Annotated in this window: 19 protein-coding genes; 10 read left to right on the top strand and 9 right to left on the bottom strand. The window is 48.7% G+C overall.

All coding sequences use genetic code 11. The features are described from left to right. Window positions 1-41: 41 nt before the first annotated feature. The 10 genes from fliI (at window position 42) to fliR (ending at window position 7,736) form a co-directional block, all read left to right on the top strand. Window positions 42-1,409 (top strand): flagellar protein export ATPase FliI, encoded by a 1,368-nt coding sequence (gene fliI / locus ACNA7P_RS02470; RefSeq protein WP_416257061.1) that lies wholly within the window; start codon window positions 42-44, stop codon window positions 1,407-1,409. Beyond that, entirely contained in the window at window positions 1,409-1,888 is a 480-nt protein-coding gene (fliJ, locus tag ACNA7P_RS02465; protein WP_416257021.1) for a flagellar export protein FliJ, read from the top strand. The genes fliI and fliJ overlap by 1 nt, the downstream gene beginning before the upstream one ends. Window positions 1,889-1,891: 3 nt before the next feature. Beyond that, window positions 1,892-3,214, top strand: coding sequence for a flagellar hook-length control protein FliK (locus ACNA7P_RS02460; RefSeq protein ID WP_416257020.1), 1,323 nt, complete (start codon window positions 1,892-1,894; stop codon window positions 3,212-3,214). 129 nt (window positions 3,215-3,343) lie between these two features. After that, on the top strand, window positions 3,344-3,838 hold the full coding sequence (fliL, locus tag ACNA7P_RS02455) for a flagellar basal body-associated protein FliL (RefSeq protein ID WP_416257019.1): 495 nt from the start codon (window positions 3,344-3,346) through the stop codon (window positions 3,836-3,838). 22 nt (window positions 3,839-3,860) lie between these two features. After that, entirely contained in the window at window positions 3,861-4,949 is a 1,089-nt protein-coding gene (gene fliM, locus ACNA7P_RS02450) for a flagellar motor switch protein FliM (protein WP_416257018.1), read from the top strand. After that, window positions 4,942-5,409 carry a flagellar motor switch protein FliN gene (gene fliN, locus ACNA7P_RS02445; RefSeq protein WP_416257017.1) on the top strand — a complete coding sequence of 156 codons (468 nt, stop codon included), beginning with the start codon at window positions 4,942-4,944 and terminating at the stop codon, window positions 5,407-5,409. Before fliM ends, fliN begins: the two co-directional genes overlap by 8 nt. Continuing rightward, a complete protein-coding gene (gene fliO / locus ACNA7P_RS02440) occupies window positions 5,406-5,876 on the top strand; it encodes a flagellar biosynthetic protein FliO (RefSeq protein WP_416257016.1) in 471 nt (156 codons plus the stop codon). The genes fliN and fliO overlap by 4 nt, the downstream gene beginning before the upstream one ends. Beyond that, complete coding sequence (fliP, locus tag ACNA7P_RS02435) at window positions 5,873-6,631, top strand: flagellar type III secretion system pore protein FliP (protein WP_416257015.1); 759 nt, start codon at window positions 5,873-5,875, stop codon at window positions 6,629-6,631. Before fliO ends, fliP begins: the two co-directional genes overlap by 4 nt. Window positions 6,632-6,645: 14 nt before the next feature. Then, window positions 6,646-6,915 (top strand): flagellar biosynthesis protein FliQ, encoded by a 270-nt coding sequence (gene fliQ / locus ACNA7P_RS02430; RefSeq protein WP_416257014.1) that lies wholly within the window; start codon window positions 6,646-6,648, stop codon window positions 6,913-6,915. A gap of 29 nt (window positions 6,916-6,944) precedes the next feature. Then, the gene (gene fliR / locus ACNA7P_RS02425) at window positions 6,945-7,736 is read left to right on the top strand and encodes a flagellar biosynthetic protein FliR (protein ID WP_416257013.1); all 792 of its coding nucleotides are present in this window, start codon (window positions 6,945-6,947) and stop codon (window positions 7,734-7,736) included. Between the two features lie 79 nt (window positions 7,737-7,815). Here the strand turns inward: fliR and flgL are convergent, their stop codons facing one another. From flgL to flgD, 9 genes are all read right to left on the bottom strand, one after another. Continuing rightward, window positions 7,816-8,769 carry a flagellar hook-associated protein FlgL gene (gene flgL / locus ACNA7P_RS02420; RefSeq protein WP_416257012.1) on the bottom strand — a complete coding sequence of 318 codons (954 nt, stop codon included), beginning with the start codon at window positions 8,767-8,769 and terminating at the stop codon, window positions 7,816-7,818. A 21-nt stretch (window positions 8,770-8,790) separates the two neighbouring features. Beyond that, a complete protein-coding gene (gene flgK, locus ACNA7P_RS02415) occupies window positions 8,791-10,395 on the bottom strand; it encodes a flagellar hook-associated protein FlgK (protein WP_416257011.1) in 1,605 nt (534 codons plus the stop codon). Window positions 10,396-10,456: 61 nt separating this feature from the next. Further along, window positions 10,457-10,792: a rod-binding protein gene (locus ACNA7P_RS02410; protein WP_416257010.1), complete on the bottom strand. Its 336-nt coding sequence runs from the start codon at window positions 10,790-10,792 to the stop codon at window positions 10,457-10,459. Further along, window positions 10,792-11,898 (bottom strand): flagellar basal body P-ring protein FlgI, encoded by a 1,107-nt coding sequence (locus ACNA7P_RS02405; protein ID WP_416257009.1) that lies wholly within the window; start codon window positions 11,896-11,898, stop codon window positions 10,792-10,794. The genes ACNA7P_RS02410 and ACNA7P_RS02405 overlap by 1 nt, the downstream gene beginning before the upstream one ends. A gap of 8 nt (window positions 11,899-11,906) precedes the next feature. Then, entirely contained in the window at window positions 11,907-12,593 is a 687-nt protein-coding gene (locus ACNA7P_RS02400; RefSeq protein WP_416257008.1) for a flagellar basal body L-ring protein FlgH, read from the bottom strand. Between the two features lie 53 nt (window positions 12,594-12,646). Beyond that, window positions 12,647-13,429 (bottom strand): flagellar basal-body rod protein FlgG, encoded by a 783-nt coding sequence (gene flgG / locus ACNA7P_RS02395; protein ID WP_416257007.1) that lies wholly within the window; start codon window positions 13,427-13,429, stop codon window positions 12,647-12,649. Window positions 13,430-13,443: 14 nt separating this feature from the next. Next, complete coding sequence (locus tag ACNA7P_RS02390; RefSeq protein WP_416257006.1) at window positions 13,444-14,187, bottom strand: flagellar basal body rod protein FlgF; 744 nt, start codon at window positions 14,185-14,187, stop codon at window positions 13,444-13,446. Window positions 14,188-14,239: 52 nt separating this feature from the next. Continuing rightward, on the bottom strand, window positions 14,240-15,424 hold the full coding sequence (gene flgE / locus ACNA7P_RS02385) for a flagellar hook protein FlgE (protein ID WP_416257005.1): 1,185 nt from the start codon (window positions 15,422-15,424) through the stop codon (window positions 14,240-14,242). 39 nt (window positions 15,425-15,463) lie between these two features. Beyond that, window positions 15,464-16,129, bottom strand: a complete 666-nt coding sequence (flgD, locus tag ACNA7P_RS02380) for a flagellar hook assembly protein FlgD (RefSeq protein ID WP_416257004.1) — start codon at window positions 16,127-16,129, stop codon at window positions 15,464-15,466. Between the last annotated feature and the right edge of the window lie 7 nt (window positions 16,130-16,136).

Genomic DNA, 16,136 nt, shown 5'->3' with positions numbered 1-16,136 from the left:
AAGCTGTAAGTGCCAACACCAAGCAAGAAAACCGCAACGGGCTGCATAATCGGTGGCAACAGGCCCTAGCTGGTGCCCAGCAGCAGGTAGCGAATGTACCGAGCTTCCAAACCAGTGGCCGAATCGTAAGAGCAACCGGCATGGTACTTGAAGCCGTAGGCCTGGAGCTACCCTTAGGCAGCGCTTGCCAGATTGAATTGGTTGCTAACGGTACGCAAAGCAATGATGCAAGTTTTGCCGAGGCAGAGGTGGTGGGGTTTTCTGGTGAACGTTCGTTCTTAATGCCACTTGTAGAAATTCATGGTTTAACGCCGGGCGCGCGCGTGTTTCCACTGCAGCATAGCTCGAAAACTGGCGGCCGCCACTTTCCGCTAGGGGCGAGCCTCTTAGGTAGAGTGGTAGATGGTAATGGCCGGCCGCTCGATAATAAAGGTCCATTAAACGAAGCCAAAACTGCGCCGCTTGCTATGCCACAACTGAACCCGATGCTGCGGGCTCCCATTGAAGAGCCAATCGATGTGGGTATTCGCGCCATTAACGCACTGCTCACGGTTGGCCGTGGCCAGCGCATGGGCTTATTTGCCGGTTCAGGGGTGGGTAAATCGGTATTGCTGGGCATGATGGCACGCTTCACATCGGCCGACGTTATTGTGGTGGGCCTAATCGGCGAACGGGGCCGTGAAGTACAGGATTTTATCCAGAATATTCTTGGCGAGCATGGGCTTGAGCGCGCAGTTGTAGTTGCGGCGCCGGCAGATACCTCGCCACTGCAACGGTTACAAGGCGCCTCTTACGCCACTCGGCTAGCGGAAGATTTCCGTGATCAAGGGTTAAACGTGCTGTTAATCATGGATTCGCTTACCCGTTATGCCATGGCGCAACGGGAAATAGCCCTCGCTATTGGTGAGCCACCCGCAACCAAAGGTTATCCGCCTTCGGTATTCGCCAAACTACCGGCACTGGTTGAACGCGCCGGTAACGGCTGCAAAGGTGGTGGTTCAATTACCGCATTTTACACGGTACTTACTGAGGGTGATGACCAACAAGATCCAATTGCTGATTCAGCACGTGCCATTCTGGATGGCCACATCGTGCTTTCGCGCGCGCTCTCCGAATCTGGCCACTATCCGGCAATCGATGTGGAATCCTCCATCAGCCGCGTAATGACTTCGGTAGTAAGTGATGCACAACTACAAAGCGCGCAACAGTTTAAAAAGCTGGTGTCTGTTTATCAGCGCAACCGCGATTTAATTAGCGTGGGTGCGTACAGCCCAGGCCATGATCCAGTATTAGATAAAGCGGTGCAAATGTACCCGCAATTAGAGGCCTTTTTACAACAAAGCCATACTGATGGCGCCAGCGCAGATGCATCAGTGCAGGCCTTGCAACAAGTAATCGGAGGGATGTAATGAGCAGTTCGAACGCACTTGATACCTTAACCGATTTAGCCAGAGAAGCTCGCGACAAAGCGGGGCAGTTGCTCGCAAGTGAGCGCAATAATGAGCAGCAAATTCTAGCGCACCACCAAATGTTGGTGGATTACCGCGCGGAATACGCCGTGCAATTGCAGCAGTTAATGCTGCAAGGCATAGATCCGGTAACCTTATATAACTATCGCCAGTTTTTAATGTCGTTGGATGAATCAATTCAAAAAGCGAGCCACGCATTACAACAGCAATCAGGGTTAGTAGATAAAAGTAAGCTCAGCTGGCAACAAAAACAGCAAAAGCTAACCTCGTTCACTACCCTAAATGATCGCCGCACTAGCGCAGCACAAACAGCGTTAGCGCGCAAAGAGCAGCAGCAAACCGATGAATTTGCTAATCACCGCCGCGCGAATAGCCAAACCAACCATTTACGGTTGATTACTAGCGGTGAAGAGGATTAACCCATGTTGAATATGATGCTTTTAAATGCCACACCCAATTCAGTAGCGCCTACTGGTGCCAGTGATGGCAAGTTCGGCACCTTAGATAATAGTTTCGCCAATCAGCTGCACGCACAGTTAAAGCCCGCACAGCAAGCTGGCGATACTAGTAATGGTATGAGCAAAAAAAACGGCAATCAGCATACGCCGCAAGAAGTGCTGATTGCCCAAACAAACCGTAACCTTGGTGATTTAGCAGAGATTCAGCCGGAACCACGCACAGATACATTAATAAACCTTACTGGGCAGCCTCAAGATAACCTAGCTAAGCCGCTAGAAGTTGGTGAACACTCACTTCACTCAGGTGGCCATGCACAATTATTGCAAGAAATTGCCGAATCAAAACAGCTCAGCGCAGCTATGCAAGGTAACTCGCGGTTAAGTAACTCTCTGCTAAGCAATGCTTCACAAGGTAATTACCTACAAACGAACAGTTTGGTGCAAAACGGCGCCGCCACAACTGGCCTCTCGCAAAATAGCCAAGCTTTGGCAGCGGCGAATGCTAGTGGGGTTGTGCCAGTTGCCTTACAAGGTGCCTTACAAGGTGGCGAGCTAGCTCACAAAGTAAAGGCAGCAAAAGAAAGTGAAAATGTGCGGGCGAGTATGCCGCCAAATGCAATTCAGGCCTTTCAACATCGTGCGCAGCTACAACAGCAAGCAATAAACCCGCAAGCGCCCCTTGCTGCGGTGGTGCCGGTAAAACAAGCCATGGCGGATAACCAAACTAATGCCATGCAGCAAACAAATATGGCTCAGCCATTGGGTTTAGAAACGAATACCAGCAGCAATAATTTAGCCAGTATGCCGCAGAGCATGCAAGCGAACGGCGCTATAAGCAACCCATTAATAAGTGCCCCGCTCGCTTCGGCTGGTTGGCAGCAGCAGGTTGGCCAACAAGTAGTGAACATGCACTTGCGCCAAGATAATCAAATCGCGCTGCGCTTGCACCCTGCAGAGCTTGGCCCATTAATGGTGAACTTGAAGATGGATGAGCAAGCCGCATCGCTGCAGTTTACCTCGGCTAATCCTCAAGTGCGCGCGGCTCTTGAGGCTGCCATTCCGCAGCTGCGTGAATTACTGGCCGAGCAAGGTATTCAGCTAAACGATTCCAATGTAAATGATGGCCAAGCGCAAAATAATCGCGAGCAACAAAGTGAGCAGCAGGGTTCAGATTCTAGCGGGCTGGCCGATAACTCTGAGATAGCCGCTACACAACAAGACCTAGAACGCCAAGAGCAGCGGCTCGACATTCAGCTCGAAAATGGGCAAATTGACCTCTATGCCTGATTAAAATCAGGTTTACGTTCGCAGATACAGGTTAAACTGCGAATATAGGCTATCAAAAACCGTTTTCTTCGCGGTTCGATAGCCTAACATTAGGGGCATAATCAAGCATCGGTAATATAAGGTAAGAATATGGCAAAGCCACAACCACAAAAAACAGATAATAAAAGCACCATCATTTTGGTTCTAGTAGCCTTAGTGGTGGTGATGATTGCAGCTACCGCTGTGAATACTTGGCTGCTTTTAGATACACGCACTGCTGCCCACGCAGCCTTGCACGGCAATATGCCAGAGCAAGAGCGGGTACGTGAACCAGTATTTGTAAAAGTAGACCCGTTCACAGTAAACCTGCGCAGCGATCAGTTTGGCCCGCGTTTACTGTACGCAGGCATGACCTTAGAAGTTCAAGATGGCAGCAGCAAAGATACCTTGATGAGCAACATGCCGCAGGTGCGCAGCCGCTTATTAGTATTACTATCGGGTTTGGATGCCGAGCGTATTAGTACCGCCGATGGTAAAACCGCATTAGCAGAAACAATTCGCACTCGTTTAAGCGAACCTTATGCGAATTCAACTGCTGAGATTGAAATTTTTGATGTGTTGTTCACTGAATTTATTGTTCAATAACGAAGAGTGCAGATAAGTAATTATGGCCGCTGATAAACCCCTATCACAGCAGGATATCGACCAATTACTTGGTTCGGTAGCCAAGCAAACGAAATCTGGCGATGAGATGAAAACCTCCTCGCGCAAGAAGCGTTCGAGTGGGGTTAAACAACGCAGCGTTGATGAGCGGCCGTTTGATCCCGGCTCGCAGCACCGCGTTGTTCGTGAGCGCCTGCATACCTTAGAAATTATTAACGAGCGCTTTGCTCGGCAATTCCGCATGAACTTGTTTAACTTGTTGCGTAGAAACGCCGATATCTCGGTTGATACTGTACGTTACCAGCGGTTTCAGGACTTTTCCGATAGCTTGCCTACGCCAACAAATTTAAACATTATTTCTATGAAACCTCTGCGCGGCTCTGCGCTAATCGTGTTTCCGCAAAACATGGTTTCGATGATTGTAGAGAACTTGTTTGGTGGTGATGGTCGTTTCATTACACGTAATGAAGCGCGAGAGTTTACCGGCACCGAACAGCGTATTATTAATCGCGTGTTAAATCTTGCCATGGATGCCTACCAAGAAGCGTGGCGAGCGGTATTCCAGCTTAAAATCAACTACATACGCTCGGAAATGCAGCCTAAGTTCGCCAGTATTACCAGCTCTCCAACGGAAATTGTGGTAACCACTACCTTCCATTTGGAAGTGGGTAGCTTGGATGCGAATTTCCAAGTTTGTATGCCGTACTCCATGATTGAGCCTCTACGTGACCGCCTCACTAATTTACGAGCAGATGCCTCGAGTGCCACTGATAAAGCCTGGCGAGAGCGTATTACTCAAGAACTGCAAGCTTCTGACGTAAGCCTAGTTACGCAATTTTTAGAAATTCCGGTGCGGTTGCCGCAGGTAATTTCACTCAAGGTTGGTGATGTGCTGCCAGTAAACTTGCCAAAAACCGTAACGGCAACAGTGAGTGGCTTACCAGTTTTAGAATGTGAATACGGTTCGGTAAATAATCACCGAGCATTGCGAGTACGCAAAGTTTTAGAGAATCATGCGGTGCCAAGCCCATCGAATATGGACAATATAGCCGTAAATCAAGCCGCAGCTTTTGAGGAAGATAACGATGACTGATGAGAAAAAACCACAAAACGATGCGGACGCAAACGCAGAACCAAGTACAGCGGATACTGCTGAAAACGCAAACAGCGAGCCTGCAAAAGGTGATCCGTGGGCCGATGTGTTGCAAGAAGAACAAGCAGGAAACGTAGCAAAATCTGCAGGCGATCAAGTGTTTAAGCCACTCGAAAGCACGAACCGCAGCACCGGCGCCGGTGATTTGGATATCATCATGGATATTCCAGTGAAGCTTAGCGTTGAGCTTGGCCGCACGCGCATTACTATTAAGCAGCTGCTAGAGCTCGCGCAAGGCTCGGTAGTGGAACTTGAAGGGTTAGCCGGTGAGCCAATGGACATCTTGATCAATGGCTACCTTATAGCCCAAGGTGAAGTTGTGGTGCTCGATGATAAATACGGTATTCGGATTACAGAGATTGTAACCCCTGCTGAACGTGTGCAAAAACTGAATCGATGAGCGCTGCAACAACCAACACCGCTGCCGAAGCCGCTTCCCAAGCGAATAATCTTGCCGGTGGTGAATTTGTATCCAGCCTCACCCTACTAGGCAAGGTATCTGCAACACTGATTTTTATCATTGTGCTGATTCTTGCTTGTGCGTGGCTGTTTCGGCGCATTGGCAACGCTTGGTTACCTAAAACTGCCAATCGAATTCACGTGATTACCAGCTCAAGTTTGGGTGGCAAAGAACGAGTTGTAGTGGTGGATGTTGAGGGCAAGCGCTTAGTTCTTGGAGTTGGCCCTGGCTCTGTAAATTGTTTAAGCGCAGCAGAAATCCCCGCAGGTGAGCATACAGAAGGCGAAGCTGCGGATGCGGAAAAAGCAGCGATAAGCAGCCCATTTGCGCGTATCTTCAGTAAATACGCGGTAACGCCCGGCAACAAGCAACAACACATAGCAAGCAAAGGGCGAGAGCAAACATGACCAACAAAACCCCGCTTAGTTTGCTGTTAATTATTGTGAGCGCCATGGCGCTCTTTTTGCCAGTTGATGTGATAGCGCAAGAACTTCCAGCCATTACTAGTGTCACTGATGCCGATGGTAATCAGCGCTGGTCGGTGCCGTTACAAACGCTGCTACTGCTCAGCAGTATGGCGTTTATTCCTGCCGCGCTGTTAATGATGACCAGCTTTGCACGGATTATCATCGTGCTGGGTTTATTGCGTACGGCAATGGGTACTCAATCGGCACCACCAAACCAAGTGTTACTCGGTATCGCTCTATTCCTCACATTCTTTATTATGTCGCCGGTGTTGGCGCAAATCTATGAAACAGCGTGGGTGCCACTGAGTGAGGATGTTATTGGCTTTCAGGAGTTCTTGCCGTTAGCCGCAGAGCCTTTACGTGAATTCATGCTCGCGCAAACACGCCAAGATGATCTGGCTTTATTTGTACGGCTAGCCGATATTGGCCCTGTGCAAGGCCCTGAAGAATTGCCGATGCACGTGCTAATTCCTTCATTTGTTACTAGTGAATTGAAAACTGCGTTCCAAATTGGCTTCACGATTTTTATTCCATTTTTGATTATCGATCTCGTAGTAGCGAGCGTGTTAATGTCGCTCGGTATGATGATGGTACCACCGGCTACAATTTCACTACCGTTTAAGTTGATGCTATTCGTATTGGTAGATGGCTGGCAGCTTATTATTGGTTCACTTGCTACAAGCTTTTACGTGTAGGTGGGAGGTATGCTATGAACCCAGAACAGGTAATGACCATCGCCTATCAAGGTATGCGTGTGGCGCTGTATTTAGCTGGCCCGCTGCTGCTTACAGCGCTACTGATTGGTTTAGTGGTAAGTTTATTCCAAGCCGCCACCCAAATTAACGAAATGACCCTTTCTTTCATCCCAAAGATTCTTGGCGTAGTGATCATGCTAGTTGTTATTGGCCCTTTCTTGTTGCAGCTGATTATGGATTACACCATCGAGCTCTTCACTAATATTCCACTTATGGTGCAGTAGCATCATGCCAGCGCGTTTCCGGCTTAACCATGATTGAAGTTACCTTCCTGCAGTTACAAGCCTGGGCCGTTGCCTTTCTTTGGCCATTCTTTCGTATTACCAGTTTCATGGTATCTGCACCTATCTTCGGCCATTCTCGGATACCTGCGCAATTGCGTATTGCTTTTGGCGCCGCATTAGCCATTGTAATGGCAAGCCTTATTCCGCCGATGCCAGATGTGCCCCTATATTCTTGGGCCGGCTTTGGCATAGTGGTGGAACAAGTGTTAATTGGTATCGCGATGGGCTTGGTAATGCAGATTGCTTTTGCCGTAGTAATGGCTGCTGGTGAGTTTATCGGCCTGCAAATGGGTCTCGCCTTCGCTACCTTCTTTTCGCCTGATAGTGGCGCTAATACGATGATTTTATCGCGTATTTTGCACGCATTTACGGTGTTATTGTATCTTGCGCTAAATGGCCACTTAGTAATGCTCGAAGTAATTGCCTTCTCGTTTCAGCAGCTACCTATTGGCACCGCAGGCTTGAACTTGAATGCGTTTGCAACCTTTGCGCGCTATGGCGGAGTGATTTTTTCATCAGGGATTCTACTAGCGTTGCCAGTATTTGGCGCGCTACTGATTATTAACTTAACCTTGGGGATTTTGAATCGTTCAGCACCCCAATTAACAGTATTTTCAATTGGTTTCCCACTCTCTCTTACCATGGGCTTGGTGCTTATCACGCTACTTACATCCCAGCTTGGTACCTTCGTGCAAGCGCTATTCGCCAACGCCCTCGAATTTATTGCTTTAATGCTCGAAGCGCTGGCACCGCTGGGATAGTTGGTGGGTTGGCAATCTAAATATGGCTTGCAATTGCGCTTCTTGAAAGAGTTTCAAACCGCTCAATTTTGCCTGCTGATTAGCGTAGGTAGTTAAATAAACTCAACCCTTTAATATCAACAAAGGCCTTCTGGGCCGCTTGTAAGCCCACCATGCGGAGGCTGTAATCAGAAGCGGCTTGCACGTAATCCAAATCTACTAGATCTGACATTTGTTGCTCATAGCCTAGCTTCCGATTGCCCGCCACTAAATCAAGCGTATCTAACTCGTTTAGGCGCGCGCCAAGAGAGGCCCGCTTCGTAAGCATATTATCTTGCGCGTTATCGAGTTCAATCATGGTGTTGCGCATCGCGTCTTTACGTTCTGCCAATGTAAGCCCGCTAGTGCCGTTCATAACAGCAATAGCATTTTCAAAAGTAGCAAATAAGTTGCTATTCGCAGGAGTGCCGTCTACTAATGGACGCGCATTAGATAACGAGGTTAAGAATACATCGTTGCCTGTATGGCCCACTTTCATCAGCCGATCGCCATCTACTCGTTCTTCACGAATATCTGGGCTACCGTTAAATTCTACTTCACCAGCACCATTTTTAACGAATGGTGATTCCCCATCACGGTACCCACCAAACACATAGCGGCCGGTGCCATCGGTTGAATTGGCGAGGCCGATTAGGCCCTCGTAAATGCCTTCCAGCTCGCTACTAATAGAGATTCGATCGATATCACTCATGGTATCGCTAGAACCCTGGATCATCAGTGTTTTCGCTCGCGTTACCATATCGTTTACGCTATTCAATACACTTTCTTGTTGTGAAAGGCTATTGCGCACACTTACCCGCGCATCCATATACTGTTGGTTTACCGCTAACGATTGCTGCACACCTACGGCACGCGCAGAAGCTTGCGGATCATCGGAAGGATTCACCACGCGGCGGCCAGTAGAAAGCTGCTCGCCTACTTTCATAAACTGCGCTTGCTGCCGATTCATCGACGATACGTTCTGATCAAATATGGTAACGGTACTAATACGCATATTCTGCCCTTATCCTATTATTTAACGCGCAATGGAAAGTATGGTTTCGAGCACCGTCATGCCGGCCTCAATTACTTTCGCATTCGCTTGATAATACTGTTGATAACGCACCAAGTTCGCGGCTTCTTCATCCAGGTTTACGCCTGATTCAGATTGCTGCAACGCTTTGAGTTGTGCAGTTAACCCCTGTTGCGCCGACATATTCGCGTTTACAACAGCATTGCGATTACCCGAATCACTTACAATCGCACCATACGCTTGGCTAAAGCTGGCATTGCCGCCAACTACGCGAGCAGATTGCAGGTTTTGCAGTGCAAGTGCATTGCGGTTATCACCAGAATCATTGGAAGCTGCTGCGGCAATATCCGAAATATCGGTGATAAGCACATTAAAATCTCGGGCGGCACGTTGTACAGGGTTTACTCGGAAACGATCACCAGCTTCAGGCGTGCCATTAATTGCAACTTGTACACCGCCAAAATTCAGGTTGCCATCGCCATCCGGTGCAATCGTTTGGCGTTGTCCGGTTTCGCGTTGCGTAACCAACCAATCGGTACCATTAAAGGTAAGATCCCAGGAGCTTGAGCTAAGTTCGTTCAGATCAGTAATACTCACATCCATCGAAGCATTACTATTATTATTCGCGTTACTAAAGCTGCTTGGGGCACCAAAGGAGAAGAAATCACCACCGGCTTCGCCTGCTAAGGTTATACCTTCACGGTGCTGCTCATTAAATGATTGCGCCATCGTAATCGCTAGCTGGCCCAGTTGGCCTTGGATTTTATCGAGGTTTTCGCTGCGGAAGCTCATTAAGCCACCTAGCGCACCTGAACGGAACTGGTTTTCTCGATATTCAAGCAAATTATTCGAACTATCGCGATAGGCTACAACAATGCGCTCAGGATCTGCGGCCGAGGCTACAGCTTCAAGTGTGAATGCTTGATCACCAGAAACAAGCGGCTGGCCGTTACCGATAGATACATTGTAGGCGCCACCATCTTGCACCGTTACCCGCGCATCTACCCTGCTGCTTAATTCAGCAACTACTTGATCGCGTTGGTTCAGCAAAGAATTCGATGGTTGCCCAGTAGCCGCTACCGATAAGCTAATTTCTTTATTCAGATTGGCAATTTGGCCCGCTAGCTGATTAATTTGCGCTACTTCTTGACGAACGCCACCGTTCACGGTGCGCTGCAGTTCGTGCAAATAGTTATCAAAAGAGCGCATTTGCGCGGCCATGCTACTCGCGTTGCCTAACACGCCTTCGCGCGCGGCAGGCTCAGCAGGGGCGCCGGCTAAATCACCGAGCGAACCGAAAAATTTCTGCATCAACGGCGCTAGGCCGGCATCTGCATCAGCGAGCAAATTATCAATTTGGTTTGCTTGGGTTTTATAAGCCTGCAACGAGGCAAGGTTGCCGTTAGCGCTATTTAAGCGCTCAGCAACAAACCGATCAAACTGCCGGTTTACTGCGCCCACTTCTACGCCGCTGGTTTTCGATTCGCCCAACACCACTACTTCACGGTTGAAGCCTGGTGTGTATACGTTTGCGATGTTGTTACTGGTAGCGAACAGCGAGGTTTGCGCTGCGTTCAATCCAGTAATGCCGATATTCATTATGCTCATTAATTCTACCCTTTAGCTGCTAGAAGGATTATCGGCAGCATCGGAAAATTCTTAAGGGAAATTAGGGCTTTTTCAAAGGCCCTTGTTGAAGTTGTTGCACCAACTGATCAGCTAACCCCATACCCCGTGTAGCAAGGTGTCGGGAGAGCTGCTGATCGTACATTCCCTGCATTTGCTGGGTTTGGGAAGAATCAAATAATTCAGATTTGCCGGTAGCATCGCGCATGCTTTGCATCATCATGCCAATGAACACCGCTTCGAACTCTTCTGCGGCTTGCCGTAAACCTGCATCGCCATCAACACGATTGGTGGCTTTAATTTGGTTCAAGCCTTGCACGTCCATCGCTAAACGCGCTTGGGTAGTGTGCATCGCTGGATTTAGTAAACCATCACTCATTAAATAATCTCCAATTCTGCACGTAACGAACCCGAAGCTTTTAATGCTTCCAAGATTGCCATTAAATCTGCAGGTGTAGCACCTAGCGCATTTAAAGCATTTACTACTTCCAGTAAATCTGCACCTTCCACTACATTTAATGTGCCGGCATCTTGTGAGATTTGAATATCGGTATCCGTAGTAACTACGGTTTCACCTTGAGTAAATGGCAGTGGCTGGCTAACCCGTTGGCGAGTATCGATAGAAACGGTAAGGTTGCCATGGGCTACTGCGGCTTGTTGCAGGCGCACATTACCATTCAGTACCACAGAGCCGGTGCGTGAATTCAATACCACGCGTGCTCTGCCGGTATCTGGTGTTACCGTTACATTCTCTACCCGCGCCATAAACCGCACCCGAGCATTTTCATCTTGCGGACCATATAAACGAATCACGCGGCCATTTACTGCTTCCGCAGTGCTATTGCCAAACTCTTGATTAATACGATTCACCACCCGTTCTGCCGTGCTGAAATCGGCCTGCTTGAGATGTAATTCAAGTTCGCCGTTGGCGCCGCCCATCATAAGCGGTACTTCGCGCTCTACAATGGCACCACGAGCAATACGCCCAGCCGATTGGTGATTAATGGTTTCCCGGCTACCACCACTTTCCGCGCTAGCGCCAGCAATTAGCAGGTTACCTTGCGCAATCGCATAAATTTCACCATCAGCACCCCGTAAAGGGGTCATTAACAAGGTTCCGCCACGCAAACTGCGCGCATTACCTACCGATGAAACGGTAATATCGAGGCGTTGGCCCTGCATAGAAAAAGGTGGTAAATCGGCCGTTACCATTACCGCTGCCACGTTACGCAGCTGCATATTGGTGCCCGGCGGAATGGTAACGCCCAGCTGTGAAAGCATGTTGGTTAAACTTTGCCCAGTGAAAGGTGCTTGCGTAGTTTGATCGCCGGTACCATCAAGGCCTACAACTAAGCCATAGCCAACCAATACGTTATCGCGTACACCGGCGAATTCAGCTAAATCTTTCAACCGTTCAGCGTGGGCAGCAGGGCTCAGTAGTAAGGTAATGGCAAGGATAAAGCTTACAAATAATTTTTTCATCATACTCACCATTACATTGGGCTAACCCAGTTGAAGAACCGTTGCAGCCAACCCATGCGTTGCGCCGTATGGATATAGCCATCGCCAATATATTCGATTCGCGCTTCCGCTACTTGGCTGGAAAGCACAGTATTTTGGCCAGTAATTGAGCGCGGATTAATAATGCCGGAGAAGCGGATATATTCGGCACCACTATTGATAGCGATTTGCTTTTCGCCACGAACCCGTAAGTTGCCGTTATGAATCACCTCTAGCACTTGCACAGTAATCGTGCCTTGAAAGGTGTTATTGGCGCTGGCCGAGCCTTGGCCCATAAAATCACTGTTCGAACTTACATCGAACCCCATATCGGCTAGGCTATCGAGGAAATCCGGCAATGCCGCTAAATCCATACCAATATTACTACTTCGTGAAGTGGTCGCTTGGTTGCTTTTCGAGGCACTTACTTGCTCTTCCACCAAAATCGTTAGAATATCGCCTACCATGCGCGGCCGACGATCTTCAAACAGTGGCGCATAGCCCCGCTGCGCTTGGAAAATTGAACCATTTGCTTCTGCAGGAGCGCGCTCAGGCACCAAAATTGGCTCTGGCTCACTCACCACAATAGGCTTTGGTGGCGCTGAACAGGCGGCAAGCGCCAAGGTTACAGCGCACAGCAACAAAGCTTTACTTGCTAGATTGCGGCTAAAATGAACCATTTTCTTCTCCTACTAAAGCGTACGCATCATATTCTAAGGTGCAACTGGGCTATCTATAACTGGGTAAGCCGCGATAACATTTCATCACTGGTACGCAGCGCTCGGCTGTTAATTTCGTATGCGCGCTGGGTTTGAATCATGTTCACCATTTCTTCAACCACGTTTACATTCGAAGTTTCTACATAGCCTTGGAACAATCTGCCAGTACCGTTATCGCCTGGCGAGTATTCATTACGTGGCCCAGACGAAGCTGTTTCCCGGTACAAGTTGCCGCCTACTGCTTCTAAGCCGGTATCGTTAATGAAGGTTGCTAAGGTAATTTGGCCCACTTCATTTGGCTGCGGGTTCCCTGGTGTAGTAACCGATACAATGCCATCTTCGCCAATGGTAACGCTAAGGGCATTGGCTGGAATAAAAATACCCGGCTCTAGTGGATAGCCACTTGCAGTAACCATTTGGCCGTTTTCATTTAATTGAAAGCTACCATCACGGGTATAGGCTACTTCGCCATCTGGCATCAAAACTTGAAAGAAGCCCTTGCCGTTAATCGCCAAATCCCGCGAGTTATCGGTTGATACCAAGCCACCTTGGGTGTGCAACCGTTCAGTTGCCACAGGCCGCACGCCGGTACCCACCTGCATACCCGAAGGTAAGCGATCTTGGGCATTATTCATGGCCCCTGGTTGGCGCATATTTTGGTACAACAAATCTTCGAATACAGCCCGTGATTGTTTGAAGCCCGTGGTATTCACGTTGGCCAAGTTATTGGTAATCACGTCCATCTGGAACTGTTGTGCTTCTAAGCCGGTTTTGCCGGTCCAAAGTGATTTAATCATCTGCTATCTCCAATCTAACCTTGTACCGACAGTAAGCTGTTCGCACGTTGCGAATTCTCGTCGGCAGTAGAAATTACTTTCATTTGCATATCGTATTTGCGCTGGTTACTAATCATTGCCACCATCGCTTCTACTGCACTCACGTTACTGCCCTCTAACGCGCCAGTAGCAATTTTGGCATTTTCATCACGTGCCAAAACGCCACCATCTACCGGCCGAAACAAGCCACCTAAGCCGCGTTCAAGCTGATTTGCGGTGCCGTTTACTACTTTTAAGCGATCAATTTCAGCAAGCTCGGTAGAGCGAGCACCCTCACCTTTCATGGTGATCGTGCCATCGTCGCCGATGGTGATTTCAGCGCCCAACGGAATCACGATAGGGCCGCCGTTACCGAGTACTGGCCTACCTGCACTCATTAACACGCCGTTACCATCTACGTTCAGATCGCCCCGGCGCGTATATGATTCGTTGCCATCTGGCCCTTGCACCGCTAACCACTGGTTATCACCCATCGCCACATCGAGTGGCCGGCCGGTAGCGTTAATAGGGCCTGATTTTGCATCAAACATTGGCGTAGAGCCTACTACTGCCGTGCGCGTAGCAAACGCGCCCGGCCCTTGAATCGGCACTGAACGCACCGCACTTAACTGTGCCCGAAAACCACTGGTAGATACGTTAGCGAGGTTATGATTAATCACCGCTTGATCATCTAGTGTTTGTTTGGCACCGCCCATTGCGGTGTAAATCATTGGATCCATGGTTTCGGCTCCTAGCTCAATTTATGCGCAGCAACGCTGCCATGCTAATGAATTAACGTAAGTTAACTGTTGCTTGTAATACTTCATCTTGCGTTTTAATACTTTGCGCGTTGGCTTGGTAATTCCGCTGCGCCATGATCAACGCCACTAACTCTTGGGTTAAATCTACGTTCGATTGCTCAACTACTCCGGAAGCGATATTGCCGAACTGTGCTTCGCCAGCAATACCCAAAATAGCAGGGCCTGAATCGGCAGTTTCTGCCCACGAGTTATCGCCAGCAGGGCGCAAACCTTCCATATTACGGAAGGAAGCTAACGCTACAGTGCCCAATACTTGGCTTTGCTCGTTGGTATAAGTACCCACAATGCTGCCATCTTCTTCAATTGCTACACGCACCAATGTTCCTGAGGTGTAACCATCTTGTAGCAGGTTGTTAAGCTCGAATTCATTCGCAAACTGAGTAGTACCCTCAATATCCATAGCCACGCTCATAGGTTGCGCGCCACCACCTGGGTTAAAGGTGAAGCCATCGAGGCCCACTACATTGTCGAGTACACCGTTGGTATTAAAGTTTACTGTGCCTACTTCTGGCGCCAGCTCGCCATTACGCCCTAAACGAACTTCCCACTGATTGTCAGCAATCTTCGTAAAGTACATTTGGGCATTAGAACGGTTACCAAGTGAATCATAAACCGACACGGTGTTCGCATAGTGGTAGGAATCAGGATCCGTAGCATTGAACGGTAACACGCCACGATCAATGTTCTCTGAGCGTGCATCTACGTTTAAGCTAGCAGCAATTTCGGTGGTTTGATTGGCCTGCAAACCACCCGAAGGCACCCGCAATTCGCCCGGTTGACTGCCCACCGCGGCACCTGCACCATAGCCAGTTAATCGAGCGCCAGCAGCGTTGGTTAAATGGCCGTCGTTGGTCATGGTAAGCTGACCGTTACGCGAATACATTACTTCGTTGCCTTGGCTGAAACGGAAGAATCCATTACCGGTAATCGCTAAATCGAGTGAGCGGTTGGTGGTTTCTAAGTTACCCTCGTTAAAATTCTGCACAATAGCGGCAACGCGTGTACCTAAACCGCCTTGTGAATCAGCATATACATCAGAAAACTGAATACCTGAACTTTTAAAGCCTACGGTTTGCGCGTTAGCAATGTTGTTACCAACAACGCTTAGATTCTCGGCTGCTGCACGCAACCCACTGAGTGATTGTGAAAAACTCATTATTTCTCTCCTAAATTCAACCTAAGATGTTGATATTATTTATACAACTTGCCGAACGTCAGTTAACTTCACTGGTTCAAAAATGCCGCCTAAATCGAGCCGTGGCCCGTCTGGATGGCCCATACTTACTGCAAATACTTGTGCGTAGTTAAAACTCTTAAATGGCACGTTTCTGCCATCTTGTTGCGCTTCAATTTGAAAACGATAAGAACCATCGGCTGCCATTGAGCCATCGCTCAACTTGCCATCCCATTCAATGGAGTGCATGCCAGCATTCATTTTGCCCATATCAAGCGTGCGCACTACTTGGCCATTGTTATCCACAATGTTTACTTTCACGCTTTCTGCCGGGCGGTTAAATTCAAATGCAAATGGGGTTGGCACCCCATCACCCACCAATATGCGTTCGCCGGGCACTAACACCGCTTTGCCAATTAGTGCGGTAGCCTGCATAAACTGGCCTTGCTCGATCTGGCCATTAATGCCATTCATGGTTTCGTTGAGTTGCTCGATACCACTTACCGTATTAATTTGCGCTAATTGCGAGGTCATCTCGGCATTATCCATCGGATTTAGCGGATCTTGATTGCGTAACTGAGCAACCAACAGGGTCATGAAGTTTTCCCGCATTTCTGCGCTATTCGCTTGCCCACCTGGCGTTTGCCCATTTACTGAATTTAATACTGATTGATCAATTGTATTCATATGTTAA

It is taken from the genome of Aliidiomarina sp. (assembly GCF_047920995.1).
GTDB lineage: Bacteria > Pseudomonadota > Gammaproteobacteria > Enterobacterales > Alteromonadaceae > Aliidiomarina.
The sequence above is the reverse complement of the archived record's forward strand: the minus strand, read 5'-3'. Positions and strand labels throughout refer to the sequence as shown.